Source organism: Paraburkholderia ginsengiterrae (assembly GCF_001645125.1).
GTDB classification, from domain to species: domain Bacteria; phylum Pseudomonadota; class Gammaproteobacteria; order Burkholderiales; family Burkholderiaceae; genus Paraburkholderia; species Paraburkholderia ginsengiterrae.
The window spans coordinates 117,305-132,897 of record NZ_LXKA01000176.1 but is presented as its reverse complement, the minus strand read 5'-3'; the positions used below and the strand labels follow the sequence as shown (position 1 = coordinate 132,897).

13 protein-coding genes and 1 pseudogene are annotated in these 15,593 nt (G+C 61.6%); 5 read left to right on the top strand and 9 right to left on the bottom strand.

Annotated elements, in window-relative coordinates:
• Positions 1-227: 227 nt before the first annotated feature.
• From A6V37_RS14250 to A6V37_RS14235, 5 genes and pseudogenes are all read right to left on the bottom strand, one after another.
• Positions 228-707, bottom strand: a complete 480-nt coding sequence (locus A6V37_RS14250) for a glycine zipper family protein (RefSeq protein ID WP_064265391.1) — start codon at positions 705-707, stop codon at positions 228-230.
• A gap of 3 nt (positions 708-710) precedes the next feature.
• Positions 711-842, bottom strand: a complete 132-nt coding sequence (locus tag A6V37_RS42830) for a hypothetical protein (protein ID WP_278185256.1) — start codon at positions 840-842, stop codon at positions 711-713.
• Positions 843-952: 110 nt separating this feature from the next.
• Entirely contained in the window at positions 953-1,639 is a 687-nt protein-coding gene (locus A6V37_RS14245) for a DUF3313 domain-containing protein (RefSeq protein ID WP_064265389.1), read from the bottom strand.
• Between the two features lie 1,043 nt (positions 1,640-2,682).
• Positions 2,683-2,811: pseudogene (locus A6V37_RS43160) on the bottom strand (IS21 family transposase); the annotation flags it as partial.
• A gap of 157 nt (positions 2,812-2,968) precedes the next feature.
• The gene (locus A6V37_RS14235) at positions 2,969-5,704 is read right to left on the bottom strand and encodes an MGH1-like glycoside hydrolase domain-containing protein (RefSeq protein ID WP_064265385.1); all 2,736 of its coding nucleotides are present in this window, start codon (positions 5,702-5,704) and stop codon (positions 2,969-2,971) included.
• Between the two features lie 795 nt (positions 5,705-6,499).
• On the opposite strand from A6V37_RS14235, the gene A6V37_RS14230 reads away from it, so the two are divergent.
• Positions 6,500-8,353, top strand: coding sequence for a PAS domain-containing sensor histidine kinase (locus tag A6V37_RS14230; protein WP_082902562.1), 1,854 nt, complete (start codon positions 6,500-6,502; stop codon positions 8,351-8,353).
• Between the two features lie 269 nt (positions 8,354-8,622).
• On the opposite strand, the gene A6V37_RS14225 is transcribed toward A6V37_RS14230, so the two are convergent.
• Positions 8,623-9,561, bottom strand: a complete 939-nt coding sequence (locus A6V37_RS14225) for a LysR family transcriptional regulator (protein ID WP_064265504.1) — start codon at positions 9,559-9,561, stop codon at positions 8,623-8,625.
• 97 nt (positions 9,562-9,658) lie between these two features.
• Here A6V37_RS14225 and A6V37_RS14220 point away from each other — a divergent pair, with 97 nt between their 5' ends.
• The 4 genes from A6V37_RS14220 to A6V37_RS14205 all read left to right on the top strand — a co-directional run bounded on the left by A6V37_RS14220 (position 9,659) and on the right by A6V37_RS14205 (position 13,446).
• Positions 9,659-10,672, top strand: a complete 1,014-nt coding sequence (locus A6V37_RS14220; protein WP_064265381.1) for a zinc-binding alcohol dehydrogenase family protein — start codon at positions 9,659-9,661, stop codon at positions 10,670-10,672.
• A 24-nt stretch (positions 10,673-10,696) separates the two neighbouring features.
• The gene (locus A6V37_RS14215) at positions 10,697-11,122 is read left to right on the top strand and encodes a GlcG/HbpS family heme-binding protein (RefSeq protein WP_064265379.1); all 426 of its coding nucleotides are present in this window, start codon (positions 10,697-10,699) and stop codon (positions 11,120-11,122) included.
• A gap of 366 nt (positions 11,123-11,488) precedes the next feature.
• Positions 11,489-12,283: a DeoR/GlpR family DNA-binding transcription regulator gene (locus A6V37_RS14210; RefSeq protein WP_064265377.1), complete on the top strand. Its 795-nt coding sequence runs from the start codon at positions 11,489-11,491 to the stop codon at positions 12,281-12,283.
• Complete coding sequence (locus A6V37_RS14205) at positions 12,280-13,446, top strand: MFS transporter (RefSeq protein WP_064265375.1); 1,167 nt, start codon at positions 12,280-12,282, stop codon at positions 13,444-13,446. Before A6V37_RS14210 ends, A6V37_RS14205 begins: the two co-directional genes overlap by 4 nt.
• A gap of 18 nt (positions 13,447-13,464) precedes the next feature.
• Here A6V37_RS14205 and A6V37_RS14200 read toward each other — a convergent pair whose 3' ends face one another.
• From A6V37_RS14200 to A6V37_RS14190, 3 genes are all read right to left on the bottom strand, one after another.
• Positions 13,465-14,178, bottom strand: a complete 714-nt coding sequence (locus tag A6V37_RS14200) for a methyltransferase family protein (RefSeq protein WP_064265373.1) — start codon at positions 14,176-14,178, stop codon at positions 13,465-13,467.
• A 7-nt stretch (positions 14,179-14,185) separates the two neighbouring features.
• A complete protein-coding gene (locus A6V37_RS14195) occupies positions 14,186-15,034 on the bottom strand; it encodes a sterol desaturase family protein (protein ID WP_064265371.1) in 849 nt (282 codons plus the stop codon).
• Between the two features lie 177 nt (positions 15,035-15,211).
• A complete protein-coding gene (locus A6V37_RS14190; protein WP_064265369.1) occupies positions 15,212-15,544 on the bottom strand; it encodes a DUF2322 family protein in 333 nt (110 codons plus the stop codon).
• Positions 15,545-15,593: the final 49 nt, after the last annotated feature.

Genomic DNA, 15,593 nt, shown 5'->3' with positions numbered 1-15,593 from the left:
GAAGCACACCTCGCCGATGTTGCAGAAGTGCGCGTCGATGGTCGCGCACAAGAGCGGCTTGCTGCCGTCGAAGTCCGCCCCGAGCCCCAGCGACGGCGCCAGGCCGGCGAGGATCGCAAGGACGGTGGCCCGCAAAGGTTTCGGCATCGCGTTACCTCCTGTTCGTCGTGGACCGTCTCGCGAGAGCGCGCACCGCGGCTAGTGCGCGGGCGAGGCCGGCGCCCTGTCTACTCGACGGTGTAGCCGCGGCCGGTCATGCACGCCGCGACGGCTCGGTTGTAGGTCGCAAGCTGGCCCGACGCCTGCTGATGCATGCCCGTTTGCTGCGTTTCCATTTGCTGCTGCTCGCGCCGCATTCGCATGCCCATGCCCATCGTCCCGACGAGCGCGCCGATACCCGCGCCCTCGCCCCAGTGGCCCCCGGCCGCACCGCCGATCAGCGTGCCGAACAGTGCGCCGCCCCCGGCCCCGCGAAAGAGACCGCCGCGCCGCTCTGGCTGCGGCGGGGCGCTCGACATTTGCTCGGCCAGCGCGACTGGATCGACGCCGGTCGTCTGCTGCGCCCACGAGCGGCATTCGGCGGTGTCGGTTTGCTGCTTCTCCGGACTTTGCCCTCTCGCCGGATAGATGATCGGCTGCTGGGCCGCTGCCGCACAAGCCAGCGAGACGAGCGTGAGGCCGACTGACAGGCGGGCGATTCGGTGCATGGCTCAGACTCCAGTGAAGGTCGTTGAGCTTCGACGCGAGCGCTGCGCGGGGCTCGTCGGCGTGGAGGTTTGGGCGGGAGCCGGCGGCGCGACGACGAGGCCGGCGAGGATGAATGAGATCAGGGTTCGATCCATGTTGCGCTCCTTGACGCGTGGGTTGCGGATTGAGGCTTCTGGACATCCTGTCTCAGTCCCGCACTCACCGACGTGTGCTTGGAGAGCGGCACTCGGTCAATGATGGCGCATTACGAGGCCGGCGCGCCTGACCTTAATTGGTTTAGGCGTTTGGCCGACAGGTCCGCCCAATATTCCATCGCCTTCTCTGCGTCGCCCCATACCCCCCCACTCACATCCTTGAGGCTCATTCCGCCGGAGCGCCCGTCCACCGCTTCGATGAGAATCTGCCCGGTTCCGCCGTCCGTGACCTCGCCTTCGCTCTGCGCCGAACCGACGAAGGCATAGCTGTCCGTCGCGAGGCTCTGCGTTGCATTGAGCAACCGGGCCTGCGGGACAACCAGCGAGATGGTGCGCAAACCAGGCGTCGAGCTCGTAACGTTAGTCAGGGCAGCGCGGACGACCAAAACGTGTGGACCCTGCAGTTCGACGATCGGTAGCACCGTCGATAGGTGCGTCTTCAACGTGTTGTAGTAATAGCTCGACAATATCTGCTGCTCCTTCGCGTCGATCTTTGAGCTGGCATCGCTGATGAACACCACCGGCTCGAGGAAGATTCCCGTGTAGGAGCTCCAATCTGTATTCGGCTTGACGTAGCGAAGCCGCGCCTCGCCTTCCTTGCCCGGTTTCAGCAGGGAATAATCGGTCAGAAACCCTGATTTCGATGCCTTGTCGACATCGGAAAGCGATTGCTCGTTTGTGACAGCGCAGGCGACCAATGTGATCGTCGCCAGCAGAGGAAATATGCGCTTCAACATCGCCTCGCCCTCCGTTTTGCCCGCCCGCATGGGCGACATATAGCGGTCACTCACCGAAGAAGAAATGGAAGAGACCCGTCCTGCGCCCAACGCTCGCACACGGATTCATGGCTATCGGTGTATGCGTGCTTCAGGTAGCGCAAGCCAATCATCAACGTAAGCTGCCCAAGCCTCTGTCCGAGTATCGACAGCTGGTTTGCCAATCCGTATCCACCTTGGCACGGGGCAGTAGCCTTACTTTGCTAGTGTCAATATTGATAGTTACGTTTCAATCGGAGCGCTATTGGACTTTGGTCCTATCCTGGCCCTTTGTTCTTTTCGCGAGGTTCACGCGACCACGCCGCAGCCACCACGCCGGCTTCTGGTGGGCTATGCCTGGAGCATCGCGCTCGATACAAAAACGGGCGCGATATCATCGACGCTCGTCAACCCCGGACACGGATTCTTGCTCTTCAGGTCCTGTACACCGTCATAGTTCGTTCGACGACCAGGGCTCTTAGGCAAACGAGGCGAGCAGACTGACGACTTTCGAGACCAAGGTAGGGGACGGCTCGAAACGTGAAGGGACCAGCGCTGGAAACGGCCGTACGCTCAGCTCCCGCTCCAGTCGATGCTGGAACTTCGCCCAACAGAATTGAATACCTTCTTCCGATCGAAAACTGGCGCCGATGATTCATCCGCAAAGCTCTAATTTGGTGGACATTCGTTCACCTCGCGGTTGCCGGTCGTGGCCGATGACTCGACTGTTATGATCCCCGCTCGAACGTCGGCTAGCTGAGACTGAAATGGTCCAACTCATGAGTAGCTCGCTAGTCTTGTTCGTTGTTTCGTTTGTTTTATTGTCGTTGGGAGAGTGGATCGGAGTTGCATGTTCGCGACGTGCCAAGCAATTCGATGGAGACACTCGCGAAGATTATGGCGTGATTCAAACCGCCACATTGACGCTGCTGCCACTCACGATCGGCTTCAGCTTCTCAATGGCGGCAAGCCGCTATGACCTGCGCAAGAGTTACGAGGAACAAGAGGCGAACGCGATCGAAACAGAGTTCGTTCGAGTGAGTCTTCCTTCCGACCCCGACGCGGCTTTGTCCCAGCACGATCGAGAACAGTCAGATCGAGCGCCACTGGCCGGGCGCGTCGTCGAATTCAACGTTGAAATGGGCGAAGTCCAAAAGTGTCTACTTTGGTACTCTCGCCGAGATAGTCGCGTCAATGGCAAAAGCCGAGCGTGAAGGCAACCTTGCACAGCGCGTGAGCGTCACGCTGACGTGAGGCGCAAGCACACCGTCCGTGTCGACCTGATCGTTATCGAAAAAGCGATATCCTCCCTCACCTCCAGTCCATCTGTTCTCCGCCCTGTTGCCCGAGGACCCCGGCCATTACGCGCCCGTGGTCGCTTTCCAGAGCGGTTCGAGCATCGATACGTTCGAACAGGTCCAGTAGAGGTGCGACGAGACCCGTCCAGCCTGTCTGGTGACTGGCCCCAAGCCCCGCTCCGTTGTCTCCGTGGAAATACTCGTAGAACAGGATCAGGTCACGCCAATGCGCATCGTCCTGGAACTTGGCCGTCCCGCCGTAGACGGGGCGCCTTCCATCCGGGTCGCGCAGAAACGTACCCGTCAGCCGCCGGACGATCTCTTGCGTCACCTCGAACAGCGTCATGTAATGCTCCGACCCGGTCGGGCATTGAACCTTGAATTCATCACCGAAAAAGCAGTAGAGATTCATCAGTGCCCTGATAATCAGCACGTTCACCGGCATCCACACCGGACCGCGCCAGTTGGAGTTTCCTCCGAACATGTCAGTATTCGATTCAGCTGGCAGGTACTGCACCTTGTAAGCCGTCCCACCGACATTGAGCTCGTACGGATGCTCGAGATGGTAGCGAGAGAGCGAACGAATGCCGTGCGGCGCGAGGAACTCGTTCTCGTCGAGCAGGTATCCGAGCACGCGCTCGAGTTTGCGCTTGTTCAGGATCGACAAGAGCCTGCGTTCCCGATAGCCGATGAAGCCTGCATCGGTCGGGGCCACATGGGCCACCAGTTCCGGGTAGCGCTTTCGGAATTGCGCGATCAGCTCCATCAGCTTCGGATAGCGCGTGACTGAACCGGCCTCGAACACGGTCGACGCGCACAGCGGCAGCAGCCCCACCATCGACCTTACCTTCAGGCGCTTGGTCCGGCCGTCGGGAAGGCACAGCAGATCATAGAAAAAACCGTCCTGCTCGTCCCACATCTCGTCGGGATGTTCGCCGCGCCGGTCCATCGCGTAGGCAATCCACATGAAGTGCTGGACGAACCGGAAGGCAATTTCCTCGTACATCGGATCGTATTCCGTCAGGATGATTGCCATCTCCAGCATGCACTGGCAATAGAACGCCATCCACGCCGTCCCGTCCGCCTGCTCCAGTGATCCGCCCGTCGGAAGCTGCGCGCTGCGATCGAATACACCGATGTTGTCGAGCCCCAGAAAGCCACCCGCGAAGACATTACGGCCTGCTGGATCCTTGCGATTCACCCACCAGTTGAAATTGAGCATCAGCCCCTGAAAGGAGCGCTCGAGAAAGCGCGGATCGGCCCGTCCCAGCTCTTTCCCGTACTTGTAGAGCCAGAGCGTGGCAGCCGCATGCACGGGAGGATTCACGTCACTGAAGTCCCACTCATAGGCTGGGATCTGGCCGCTCGGGTGGACATACAAGATGCGCAACATCAGCAGCAACTGCTCTTTAGCGAAATCGAAATCGACCAGCGCGAGAGCGATCGTGTGGAAAGCCAGATCCCAGGCGGCGTACCACGGATATTCCCACTTGTCAGGCATGGATATCACGTCCGCGTTCAACATGTGGAACCACTCGGTATTACGCACATCGGGACGCTCGCCTTCGAGCAAGGGATGACTCCCATGCTCGCGCAGCCACAGTTCGAGATCAAAGTAGTAGTACTGTTTGCCCCACAGCATTCCCGCCAAAGCCTGACGGTGCACCCGGCGCTGGTCTTCCGTCAGCGACGTAGGCGCAATGCGCCTGTAGAACTCGTCCGCATCGGCAATACGGTCATTGAATGTGTTCGCGAAGCCGTCGAATGCGTTGTCCCGGTTCACAGCAGTCAGACGCAGCCGGATCGTCGTGCTGCCACCGCCGGGTACGTCGCACACGTAGTGGGCCGCCGCTTTGGTTCCCGTCCTGGCGGGATTCACAGCCTCGCGCTGTCCTGCTATGACGTAGGCGTGGAACGCGTCCTTCACATAGGGTGATGCGTTGGGTTGATCCCACAGACGCTGTGCGTTGCTTTCGTTTTCCGTGAAGAGCAGTTCCGTCGCGCCGTCGCAATAGAGCCAGTACTCACCGAGTCGATGATGTGTCGCACGTATGACGCCTGGACCCGCTTCGCACAGCGATGGCCTGCGATCGTCATAGCCCCACGACCACGTATTGCGAAACCATAGCGTCGGCAGGATCCGCAGCCGTGCCCCTTCCTGCGCACGGTTATGCACGGAGATGCGCACGAAGATGTCGTCCGGGCCCGCCTTAGCATATTCGACGAACACGTCAAAATACCGGTCGTCATCAAAGACGCCAGTATCGAGCAGTTCGTACTCGAATTCGTCCCGCGATCGTTTCCGGTTGGTCTCGACCAGGTCCCGGTACGGATACTCCCGCTGCGGATATTTGTACAGATACTTCATGTACGAGTGCGTGGGCGTGCTGTCAATGTAAAAGTAATACTCCTTCACGTCCTCACCATGGTTGCCCTCGCTATTGGTTAGGCCGAAGAGGCGCTCCTTCAGAATCGCGTCGCGCTCGTTCCATAGTGCAAGCGCAAAACACAGTTGCTGCTCGTCGTCGCACAGTCCACCGAGTCCGTCCTCACCCCACCGGTAGGCGCGCGAGCGGGAATGGTCATGAGTAAAATAGTTCCAGGCGTCGCCGCCTTCGCTGTAGTCCTCGCGGACCGTCCCCCATTGCCGCTCGCTGAGGTACGGTCCCCACTTCCTCCACGGTACTTGCGCCACACGTGCGTCGTTCAATCGCTTTTCTTCCGCTACATCGACGATTACAGGACACATGCTTTGCCTCCGTTACGGCCGCATGAACTCGATCTCGAAATACACGAGAAGCATCATCGTGCGCGCGCCACCGATCCGCTTACCACCCGTGCACCGAGGCGACACATGAGCGCAACCGTTCCTCGGCGTGCAAACCGACCGTCGGCCTTGCGGCAACGCGGCCCACGAGCGGACGCTCGTGCCTCCCGCTTTACACACTGCTTCGCACCTCCACCTGAACCTAACAATTGCACGACCAGGCGATTTCGTCTTTGCATCAAGGCCTATCCAGCCCCCCGTCCAACCCCGCGTCGTCCAGCAGCGCCGACCTACCCGCTCTATCAATCGCCATAACCGCGCACCACGTCAACCCTATGGGAACATTCCGCAGTTTCCTTCCTCGAAGCTTAGTCGACGTATGCCCGCATGCGCCGCGGCAGACTGACAATCCTGTGAATGAGGGCAGGCATCGAATAACCCTGACATGAAGAGACAGTCACCGGTCTTACTTCGAACGACCGCTCTACGGTCTTACGCATTGCCTCTCACAAGGTCGAATCCCAGACACCGCTCTTTCGCGTCTGATCGGGATTTGTTGCAGTAAGCACACCACACATTTATCCATGCCTGTCGAACCACGACGACGGAGTCAACTTTTGACCCCGTTTTGTTGCCCGGGGATCTTGCCGAATTTCAGCATCCGATCGACACTTGATTGACGCGGAGTCAGGTTACCCTCGCGCCAAGCGCTGGTGTCTCGGGGTATTCGTCGTTCCCTAGTTCGATCCAGCGCGAACTCTCGAGGAGGCATCCGCCATGACAATGGTCTTCGCCGCCGCTGCCATAGGGTTGGAAGCCGTGTTTATCCTGCTGCTGCTTATACGCCAGGCGCGGCGCCGGCATGCTGAGCAAGAGTGGGCGACGAGCAGGGAATGCATGAACGCCACTGCGGAATCGGCAAATACGGGAATGTCGGGTTGGCACGTCATACGCGACAAGGTACGCCGGACCGTGCGGCGCGTCTCTCAGAGGACACCCGGATTCCTCAAAGCGTATTGGGCGACTCCTGCCGTTGGCGGCATTGGCTGGGTTGCCACGCGTGAGCGCGGACATCACGCCCGCGAGCGGGAGGCCAAGATGCAGGGAGCCTCAATCGACGTTATCGAGCGCAAGCGAGTGGAGGAATCACTGCGGGAAAGCGAAGCGCGCTTCCGCGCGATGGCGGACACAGCTCCAGTGATGATCTGGATGTCGGATCCCGCTCGGCTGTGTACGTTTTTCAACAAGCCATGGCTGGATTTTACGGGCCGCACGCTTGAGCAGGAAATGGGCAACGGGTGGTCAGAAGGCGTGCACCCGGACGATCTTGGGCAGTGCCTGGATGTTTACGTAACGTCTTTTGACGCGCGCAAGAATTTCACGATGGAATACCGTCTGCGAAGACGGGATGGCGAGTATTGCTGGATCCTCGATACCGGCGTGCCGCGGTTGGACGACCGCGGCGCGTTTCTCGGCTATATCGGTTCTTGCATCGACATCACCGACCGCCGACAGGCGGAAGAAAAATTCAGGCGCGCTCTGGAGTTCCTGCCGATTGCGATTCTTATGGTTGATCAACAAGGCCGGATCGTGTTGGCCAATGAGAAGACCGAAAAGCTCTTTGGGTATCGAAGTGACGAGCTGAGCGGAAAGCCTGCGACGATGCTCGTTTCGCAGTTGCTGGGCGGCAGCGACTCCACGCCGCAAGCCACGCTTTCCTCCATGGCACAGTCTGGGGTGGTCGGGGCACCTCGCGATCTGTTCGCGCGGCGCAAGGACGGAACCGAGTTCCTGATCGAAGCCGGACTCAATACGCTCCGCTTCGAAGATGAGGTGGCTTTGCTCGCGGTCATTGTCGACAGATCCGAGCGGTATGAACTTTACCGTAACCGGCAGGAACTGGCCCATGTGACGCGCGTATCGACGATGGGCGAACTTGCGGCGTCGCTCGCGCATGAACTGAACCAGCCGCTTACCGCGATCCAGATCAACGCGCAGGCCGCGCAGCGGTTTATGGCAACCGATTCGGTTGATCTGGCCGAAGTGCGCGAGATACTGAAAGACATCGTCCAGGACAACGACCGCGCGATCCAGGTGATTCGACGGATTCGCGCGCTCGTCAAGAAAGGCGAGCGGGAAATCGCGTCGCTCGATCTTGCCGCTGTGATCCGCGACGTTGTGCTGTTGCTGCATAGCGACGCGATCCTGCGAGGCGTGTGCGTGTCACTCGACATCGATGCCAATCTGCCCACAGTGCGCGGCGACAAGGTGCAGTTGCAGCAAGTCACGCTCAATCTCTTGCTCAACGCGTTCGATGCGATGGAAAGTCGTCCGGCTAGCGATCGCGTAGTGGCCGTGTTCATCACGTTAGAGAGTCCCGGGACAGTGCGCGTCGCGGTGCGCGACCGCGGGCCTGGCCTATCCAGCAGCCAGCTCGCGATGATATTCAAACCGTTCTTTACCTCGAAGCGCGAAGGCCTTGGCCTCGGATTGTCGATCAGCCGCTCGATTATCGAGATGCACGGGGGGCGGCTTTGGGCCGAAAATAACGCGGATCAAGGCGCGACGTTTTATTTCACGTTGCCCGTTGGGGACGCCACGCAGCTAGGCCGCTTGAAACCGCAGCCGTGACTGACTCGGCGCGATGGCCTTCCTGGCTGATGACGACGGTTTCGGCGCGCCAACGTGACGCCACTTTTAGACGTGTAGAGGGGCGGCCGGGATTCGGCTTACTGCAAAGCTTTTCTTACGGCCGAACACCGGACGTTCCGCTGCATCGGCCTGAAAGACCGCCTTGGGTCAGCTGCCGCCCAAGTCGGGCGGCTGTCGGCCAACAGACGACCTTCGCGGGCAACGGGGTTCGGACATTCAGACGTCCGCTGCGTCCTGTAGGCGGCCAATTAAATCGCGAGTACAGCCTGAGTGCCTCCGGATGGATGGCTGGCAAGCAATGCAGTGCAGCGCTCCCGCAAGAAAGCATGCAACGCGTTAATCGCCGGCGACAGTTGCGCACGGTGAGCACAAATCAAGTGCAGCGGCGCGAGGTCGCAATACTCCGGGGGAAATAACTCCACCAGCCGACCTGCCTTCAGATCGTCAATGAGGTCCAGCCGCGACTTGTAGACAAGGCCTTCCCCGGCTATCGCCCAGCGACGAACTGCATCGGCATCGTCGCTGATGCGATTGCCTGTGACGGCCACGGTGCGCTCGCCGCCAGGCGGGGTAAAGTGCCAGCGTTCATGTATCTGCTCACTCCAGACGTACCGAAGGCAGTTGTGTCGCCTCAGATCCTCAACTTTGGCCGGTGCGCCATGCCGTTCGAGGTATGACGGCGCGGCACACAATGCCCGTCGATTGTTGTCGACCAGTTTCATGGCCAGAAGAGACGAATCTGGCAGCGCTCCGTAGCGCACGACCGCATCCAGCGGCTGGCGGATGAGGTCGGCCGCACGGTCGCTTATTTTCACGTGCAGCGACAAACCAGGGTGCCGGTGCTGAAATTCATCCAGCCACGGTAACAGCAGGTTTCGACCAAAGTCAGACGGAGCGGACAGCCGCAGCGGCCCGGACAGCGCCCCCCGGCCGTCGGCCAGGGCCTGCTGGCCTTGCTCCAGCGCGCCAATCATGACCCGCGCATGCGGCAGGTATCGCTCCCCGGCGTCCGAAAGTTGCATGCTTCGCGTCGAACGGGTGAACAGGCGCGTGTCCAGCGCCTTTTCGAGTCGCTGCACTGACGCACTCGCATGTGCGGGCGCGATATTCAACTGGCGCGCCGCCTCCGAGAAGCTGCCGTAGTCCACCGTGTGTACAAAGATCTGAACGTCATCGAGTCGAATCATTTTCATTGAAATCCAGAAATTGTTTGGGTTCGGCGGGTATTTATCCGTATATCGACGAAAGATAACATGGTCTCAATCACCCTTGGAGACCACGTGCATGAAAGCAATTGGCTTCTATCAGAACCATCCCATCAGCCACCCGCAGGCGCTGCAGGATATCGAGCTGCCGACGCCGGAGCTGCGCGACCACGATCTGCTGGTGGAAGTGAAAGCGGTATCGGTCAACCCGGTCGATACCAAAATCCGGCGCGGTGGAGATATTCCGGAAGGCGGTGCGCGCATCGCCGGCTGGGACGCGGCGGGAATCGTCCGCGCGACCGGTCCGCTGGCAACCCGCTTCAAGGCAGGCGACCGTGTCTGGTACGCGGGTGACATCAAGCGGCCCGGCAGCAACAGCGAACTGCACGCCGTGGACGAGCGCATCGTCGGACCTATGCCGATCTCACTGGACTTCGCCGCGGCCGCGTCGTTGCCGCTGACGACGATCACTGCGTGGGAGCTGCTGTTCGACCGTCTGCGTGTTCACGCAGCGGACCCGACCGACAATAACGTGCTGCTCGTCATTGGAGCGGCTGGTGGCGTCGGTTCGATTCTGACCCAACTGGCGCGCGAGTTGACTGGCATGACCGTCATCGGCACGGCCTCGCGGCCGGAAACCCGCGAGTGGGTGCTGGCCCATGGCGCACATTACGTCCTCGATCACTATCAGGCCTGGGCACCCCAGTTGGCCGCGCTCGGTATCGAGCACGTCACCCACGTTGCCGGGTTGAGCAATAGCGCCGCCTATGTGCCTCAAATCGCCTCCGTGCTTTGTCCGGAAGGCCAATTTGCACTGATCGACGACCCGGTGGGACTGGACATCGGCCCATTTAAGGGGAAATCTATTTCGATTCACTGGGAGCTGATGTTCACGCGCGCGATGTTCACCACCGACACCATGGCACGGCAGCACGCTTTGCTGCGCCGCGCGGCGGAACTGGTTGATCAGGGCCGCCTCAAGCACACCGTGACCAGACGCATTGACGGCATCAATGCCACCAGTCTCATCGAAGCGCATGCGCTGGTCGAGGCCGGCAACATGATCGGCAAGGTCGTCGTTGCCAACCACTGAACCCGTTTGAGAAGGAGCATCACTATGAAATCGCCAATCATCAGCACGGCCACGATCAGCCTCGAAGCCGCGCAAGAACTGCTGGCAGAAGCACGCCGAGCGTGCGCCGCGCGCGGGTTCGCCGCGACAATCGCCATTACCGATGCAGGCGGCCACCTGCGTGCGTTCGAGCGCTCGGATTCCGCCCCGTTCCTGACCGTTGACGTAGCCATCGACAAGGCATGGACCGCCGCGTCGTTCGGCATAGCCACGCATCAATGGAATCAGTACATGGCCGAGCCCACCGTTGCCCCACTGGCGCACCATCCGCGGCTGACGCCGGTCGGCGGTGGCGTACCGATCTTCCACGAAGGGCGTCTGGTGGGTGGCATCGGTGTTTCTGGCGGAACATCGGTTCAAGACCACGAGGCCGCTGAGGAAGCACTGCGTCACGCAGGGTTTAAGCAGTAAGCCTGGGCCGTTGAACGATCGCCTTGCCGTCAATCGACAAACGTCCACAAAGAGGTGGAACCGTTGCTCGTGAGCGACCGGCGCGGACGGCCGGATCACTCCGATAACTGCCATTGAAGCCTTGGCGGCTCGAACGGCGGCTTCGGGTCGATCAGAGACAGCCAGAGGCGCCTGACTCCCCGCGGGCGTGTCGGCACGCTCGGATTTCCGCGCGAACCGGGACAGTCGTTTTTTACTTCCTTGTCAGAGTGATCCACTCGCTGCCGCACCCACAGCAAGCGCCACCACAAACCCATTGCCACGCTCGCCCGTTTACGCTACATTTTGCTCGTTTATGATCGTTTCACTATCGAGCAAGGTGTAAAAATGCAGCGCACCCGCCAAGAAGCCGTAGAAGGCCTGCTCCCCGAGCAGCGCGAACAATTCATCCTGGAGCGGCTCCGCACAAACGGGCGTGTGCTCGCCGCCACCCTCGCCACGGAACTGCAAACCTCGGAACACACCATCCGCCGTCACTTGCGCGACCTGGCCGACCAAGGGCATTGCAAGCGAGTCTACGGCGGCGCCCTGCTGCTTTCCCCTGCCGGCAAGCCCGCCGCCGTGCGCATGGGCGAAGCCGTGGACCGCAAGGCGCGCCTCGCCGCCGCCGCGGTGTCGATCGTCCGTCCGAAGCAGATCATCCTGCTCGACGCCGGCTCCACCAACGTCGCGATTGCCGAGGCGCTGCCCGACAACGCGGGTCTCACTGTCGTGACGAACTCCCCCGAGGCCTGCCTGCGTTTGCTGAACCGCCCTGGTTTCGACGTGATTCTGGTTGGCGGGCGAATCGCCTCCGGCGCGGCCGGCTCGCTCGGCGCAACCGCCTTGCTGCAGATCCAGCAGATCCGCGCCGACCTCTGCTTCCTCGGCGCCTGCGCGTTCGATCCTGACGAAGGGGTCGCCGCCTTCGAAGCCGAAGACGCCGAACTCAAACGCGCGATGGTCAAAGCAAGCGGTCAGATCGCCATCGCCCTCACCTCCGAAAAGCTGATGACGGCCGCTCCTTTTTCAGTCGCGCCGGCTAACGCCGTGGACCATCTGTTCGTCGAGGCCGACGTACCAGCCGAGCGTCTCACCACTCTCGAAGCAGTCTGCGACAACGTGATGGTGGCGCGCCCATGACATCGCTCGCCGCATCACTCATCAAGCCGCGCAAGGAACGGGCGGCGACCGTCGGCGTGTTTCTCGCCAACGGCTTCGGCATCGGCGCATGGGCCGTCGAAATCCCGCGTATCAAGGAAAGCCTCTCGCTCAGCGACACCGCGCTCGGCCTTGCGCTGTTCGCCTTTGCTCTCGGTGCGATCATTGCGATGCCGCTGGCAGGGCAACTCGCGCCACGCCTGGGCAGTGGCCGCGCCACCGCGCTGCTGGGCGCGGCGTTCGTCGTCGCGCTACCGTTGCCCGCGTTCGCGCCCAACATGGCGGTGTTATGCATCGTGCTGCTCCTGCTCGGCGCGGCGAACGGCGCACTCGACGTCTCCATGAACGGCCACGCCAGCTCGATCGAAATACAGTGGCGCGCGCCGATCATGTCGTCGTTTCATGCGGCCTGGAGCGCGGGTGGCCTGCTCGGCGCCGCGACCGGGGCGATGCTGCAGAAGAACGGCATTGGCGTGACAAACGGTCTGTTGTTGCCGGATATATTCATCGGCATCCTTATTATTTCCGCCGCCGCGCTCGCATTGCGCGACCTCGGTCCGCGAGCGGCCGCCACTTCCAACGGATTGGCCTGGCCCACGGCCAGCGTGATGAAACTCGCACTGCTCGCCTTCCTGTGCATGCTCGTGGAAGGCGCGATCGCCGACTGGAGCGCCGTGTATCTGCGTTCGGCACTGAACCAGGAAGCCAGCGTCGCCGCGATCGGCTATTCCGCGTTTGCCTTCTCCATGGCGGCGTGCCGCATCGTCGGCGACGTCTCGGTGCGGCGTTTCGGATCGAGCAAGGTGGTCGCGCTGGGTGGTCTGATCGCGGTAGCGGGGCTCGCACTGGTGCTGAGCCTGCCGACGGTGCTCACCGCTTGCGTGGGCTTCGCGATGGTCGGCGTCGGCCTCGCCAACATCGTGCCGGTGATTTTCAGCGCGGCGGGCCGCTCGACCGTCACGCCGGCCACAGGCGTCTCAATGGCGGCCACCGCGGGCTATGCCGGATTTCTGGTCGGGCCGCCGCTAATCGGTCTCGGCGCGGGTCTGCTCGGTTTGCGTCTCGCCTTGTGCGTGCTCGTGATGGCGACGCTCACTGTCTGCCTGCTCGGCGGCAAGGCGGTGCGCAGCACGCGGGTTGCCTGAAGGACGCCTGGACCGCGCCTAGAACACGCCCGGAATCACACGGTAGCGCACGCGGTGCAGGTAGCTCCGATACTCTGGGTCCGCCGAGAGGAGCCGTTCCTCGCGAAGAATGCGCACGACCTGCAACGCAAACTGGCAACCGTACACCAGCATGTTTTGCCAACCGAAGTTGACCAGCAGAAAGCCGATGTTGGTGATGAAGTAACCGAGATACATCGGATGCCGTACGAAGCGATAGGCGCCGCGCGATACGACGCCGCGATTGGCCGGCAAGATGCCGAACGAGCGGCGCAGCGACACCTTGGCGAACATCTGCCAGCAAATGCCCAGCAGCTGCAACCCGGCGCCCACCGTCTCCGGGATAAGCTGCATGCCCGGTGCGAGCCGCACGGCCAGAAAGTAGTACGTGCCGCCCATCGAGCAGATGAAGGCGAGCGGCCGCCAGTCGCGTTTCACCGGCACGCGGGCAAACAGCGACAAGCCCACCGCGAAAGACTCCGTCACCACCAGCAACAGAAGCGTGATACGCGTCGGCGCTGCGCGCCACTGCATGAGCGCGGCGTACGCGAACAGGCTCAGCATGGCCGCGGCGCACACACGTGCGGCCACTTCCACCAACGCCTGGCGCAGCCCGCCGGCGCCGCTCGGCGCGCCGGATACGGCACCAGCCGCCGAAGCGTCATGCGTACTCACAGCGGATGGCGGGTCTTGAAGGGATGTCGTCGGTTCCACGCTGCGCTCACCTGGAGACGCGTTTGTCGCTCAACGCCGCGCCGCGTTCGGCATGCAGGCGCAGCGGCCAGCAGAACGCCTCCAGCAGCGAGCGCGGTTGCGCACCGTCGTCGAGGCCGGTGTCCGGCCATTCGTGTTTGGCCGGCACCCATTGCGTATCGAACAGGTGATCCCACAGCGGCAGCAGTTGCGTGAAGTTGTGATCGAAATGCTCGGCGCGGCTCGAATGATGCAGGCGGTGATACTGCGGATTGTTGACCCACGTAATGTAGCGGCCGAGGTCCACGCGCAGGTTCAGATGCGCGAAGTAATTGCCCACCGTGAACACGACGGAAGTCGCGGCAACGATCCACGGGTCGACCTTGAAGAGCGCGCCCACCAGCGGATAGAGCAGACAGCCCTTGATAAGCACTTCAATCCAGTGGTGGCGCCACGTCACCGTAACGTTGAACTCGACCGCGCTATGGTGCAGCGAATGTAGCTTCCAGAGCACGGGCCACGTGTGCTGTAAACGGTGGAATGCATACTCCAGCACGTCGAACGTCAGCAGCACGATCACGAACGACGCCACGGCGCCCACCCCGTGCGAGTTCAGCACGACGAAGCCTCCGCCGAGCGCATTCACGATCGCGACGCTTACCGCCGCGGTCAGCGGCTTCACCGCTACCACGATCACCAGATACAGCCCCGTATAAGCCACATTGAAACGCTGTCCGGCGCGCGATTGCAGCAAGACGGCGGGCCAGCGCCTCTCCAGCGCCATGCCCACGCCGATAATCGCCAGACCAAACGCGTAAGCGCTCAGCCAGAGACTTGCGTAGTGCAGCAAGGCAGGTAGCGGACTCGACGCGAACATGGGATTCCCCGGGGTGAACAGCTTGTATTCAGGGAATCTTCGCAGCCTGCCGTCCGGCGCGCAAGCACCGATTGGCGTGCAGTGGTCGGGATAAACACGGAGCGAATCGCCCGCGCCGGCACTGAGCCGGCTCTCCTCGCTCCGCAGGGCGGCACCAGCCCGCCCGGCGCCGCTTCGTCAGGCCGCGGCGATCACGTCGATCCGCAGCGCTTCACCGCCGCCGGCGATCGCCAGCAGGATATCGACGTTCGGGTGCGCCCCCGGACGATTGCGCGCGTCGGCCGTGTGCTCGGCGAACAAGGCAAGCCCGTGCTCGGCGGCTTTGGCGTCGAGCGTGACGAAGGTCTGTCGCAAATAGTTATACACGGCGAGCGAACCCTGCTTGCCCGGCTTGTTCTCGATGCTGGCCACCACAGCGCCCTTGCCGTCTGCCAGGTCGATACGCGCAATGCCGTCGATGCCCGGCAATTGCGCGAGGTTGTCCTTGAATACGTTGCCCGGTTGAATCATTGAAAAACACTCCTTCTGTTCGGATAAATACAGCGCGGGCCGTATCTTA

What these genes read in the sequence shown, in the direction of transcription:
- A6V37_RS14235 (WP_064265385.1), bottom strand. Translation starts at nt 5,704, where the DNA reads ATGTGTCCTGTAATCGTCGATGTAGCGGAAGAAAAGCGATTGAACGAC.
- A6V37_RS14205 (WP_064265375.1), top strand. Translation starts at nt 12,280, where the DNA reads ATGACATCGCTCGCCGCATCACTCATCAAGCCGCGCAAGGAACGGGCG.
- A6V37_RS14250 (WP_064265391.1), bottom strand. Translation starts at nt 707, where the DNA reads ATGCACCGAATCGCCCGCCTGTCAGTCGGCCTCACGCTCGTCTCGCTG.
- A6V37_RS14195 (WP_064265371.1), bottom strand. Translation starts at nt 15,034, where the DNA reads ATGTTCGCGTCGAGTCCGCTACCTGCCTTGCTGCACTACGCAAGTCTC.
- A6V37_RS14190 (WP_064265369.1), bottom strand. Translation starts at nt 15,544, where the DNA reads ATGATTCAACCGGGCAACGTATTCAAGGACAACCTCGCGCAATTGCCG.
- A6V37_RS14230 (WP_082902562.1), top strand. Translation starts at nt 6,500, where the DNA reads ATGACAATGGTCTTCGCCGCCGCTGCCATAGGGTTGGAAGCCGTGTTT.
- A6V37_RS14210 (WP_064265377.1), top strand. Translation starts at nt 11,489, where the DNA reads ATGCAGCGCACCCGCCAAGAAGCCGTAGAAGGCCTGCTCCCCGAGCAG.
- A6V37_RS14215 (WP_064265379.1), top strand. Translation starts at nt 10,697, where the DNA reads ATGAAATCGCCAATCATCAGCACGGCCACGATCAGCCTCGAAGCCGCG.
- A6V37_RS14225 (WP_064265504.1), bottom strand. Translation starts at nt 9,561, where the DNA reads ATGATTCGACTCGATGACGTTCAGATCTTTGTACACACGGTGGACTAC.
- A6V37_RS14220 (WP_064265381.1), top strand. Translation starts at nt 9,659, where the DNA reads ATGAAAGCAATTGGCTTCTATCAGAACCATCCCATCAGCCACCCGCAG.
- A6V37_RS14245 (WP_064265389.1), bottom strand. Translation starts at nt 1,639, where the DNA reads ATGTTGAAGCGCATATTTCCTCTGCTGGCGACGATCACATTGGTCGCC.
- A6V37_RS42830 (WP_278185256.1), bottom strand. Translation starts at nt 842, where the DNA reads ATGGATCGAACCCTGATCTCATTCATCCTCGCCGGCCTCGTCGTCGCG.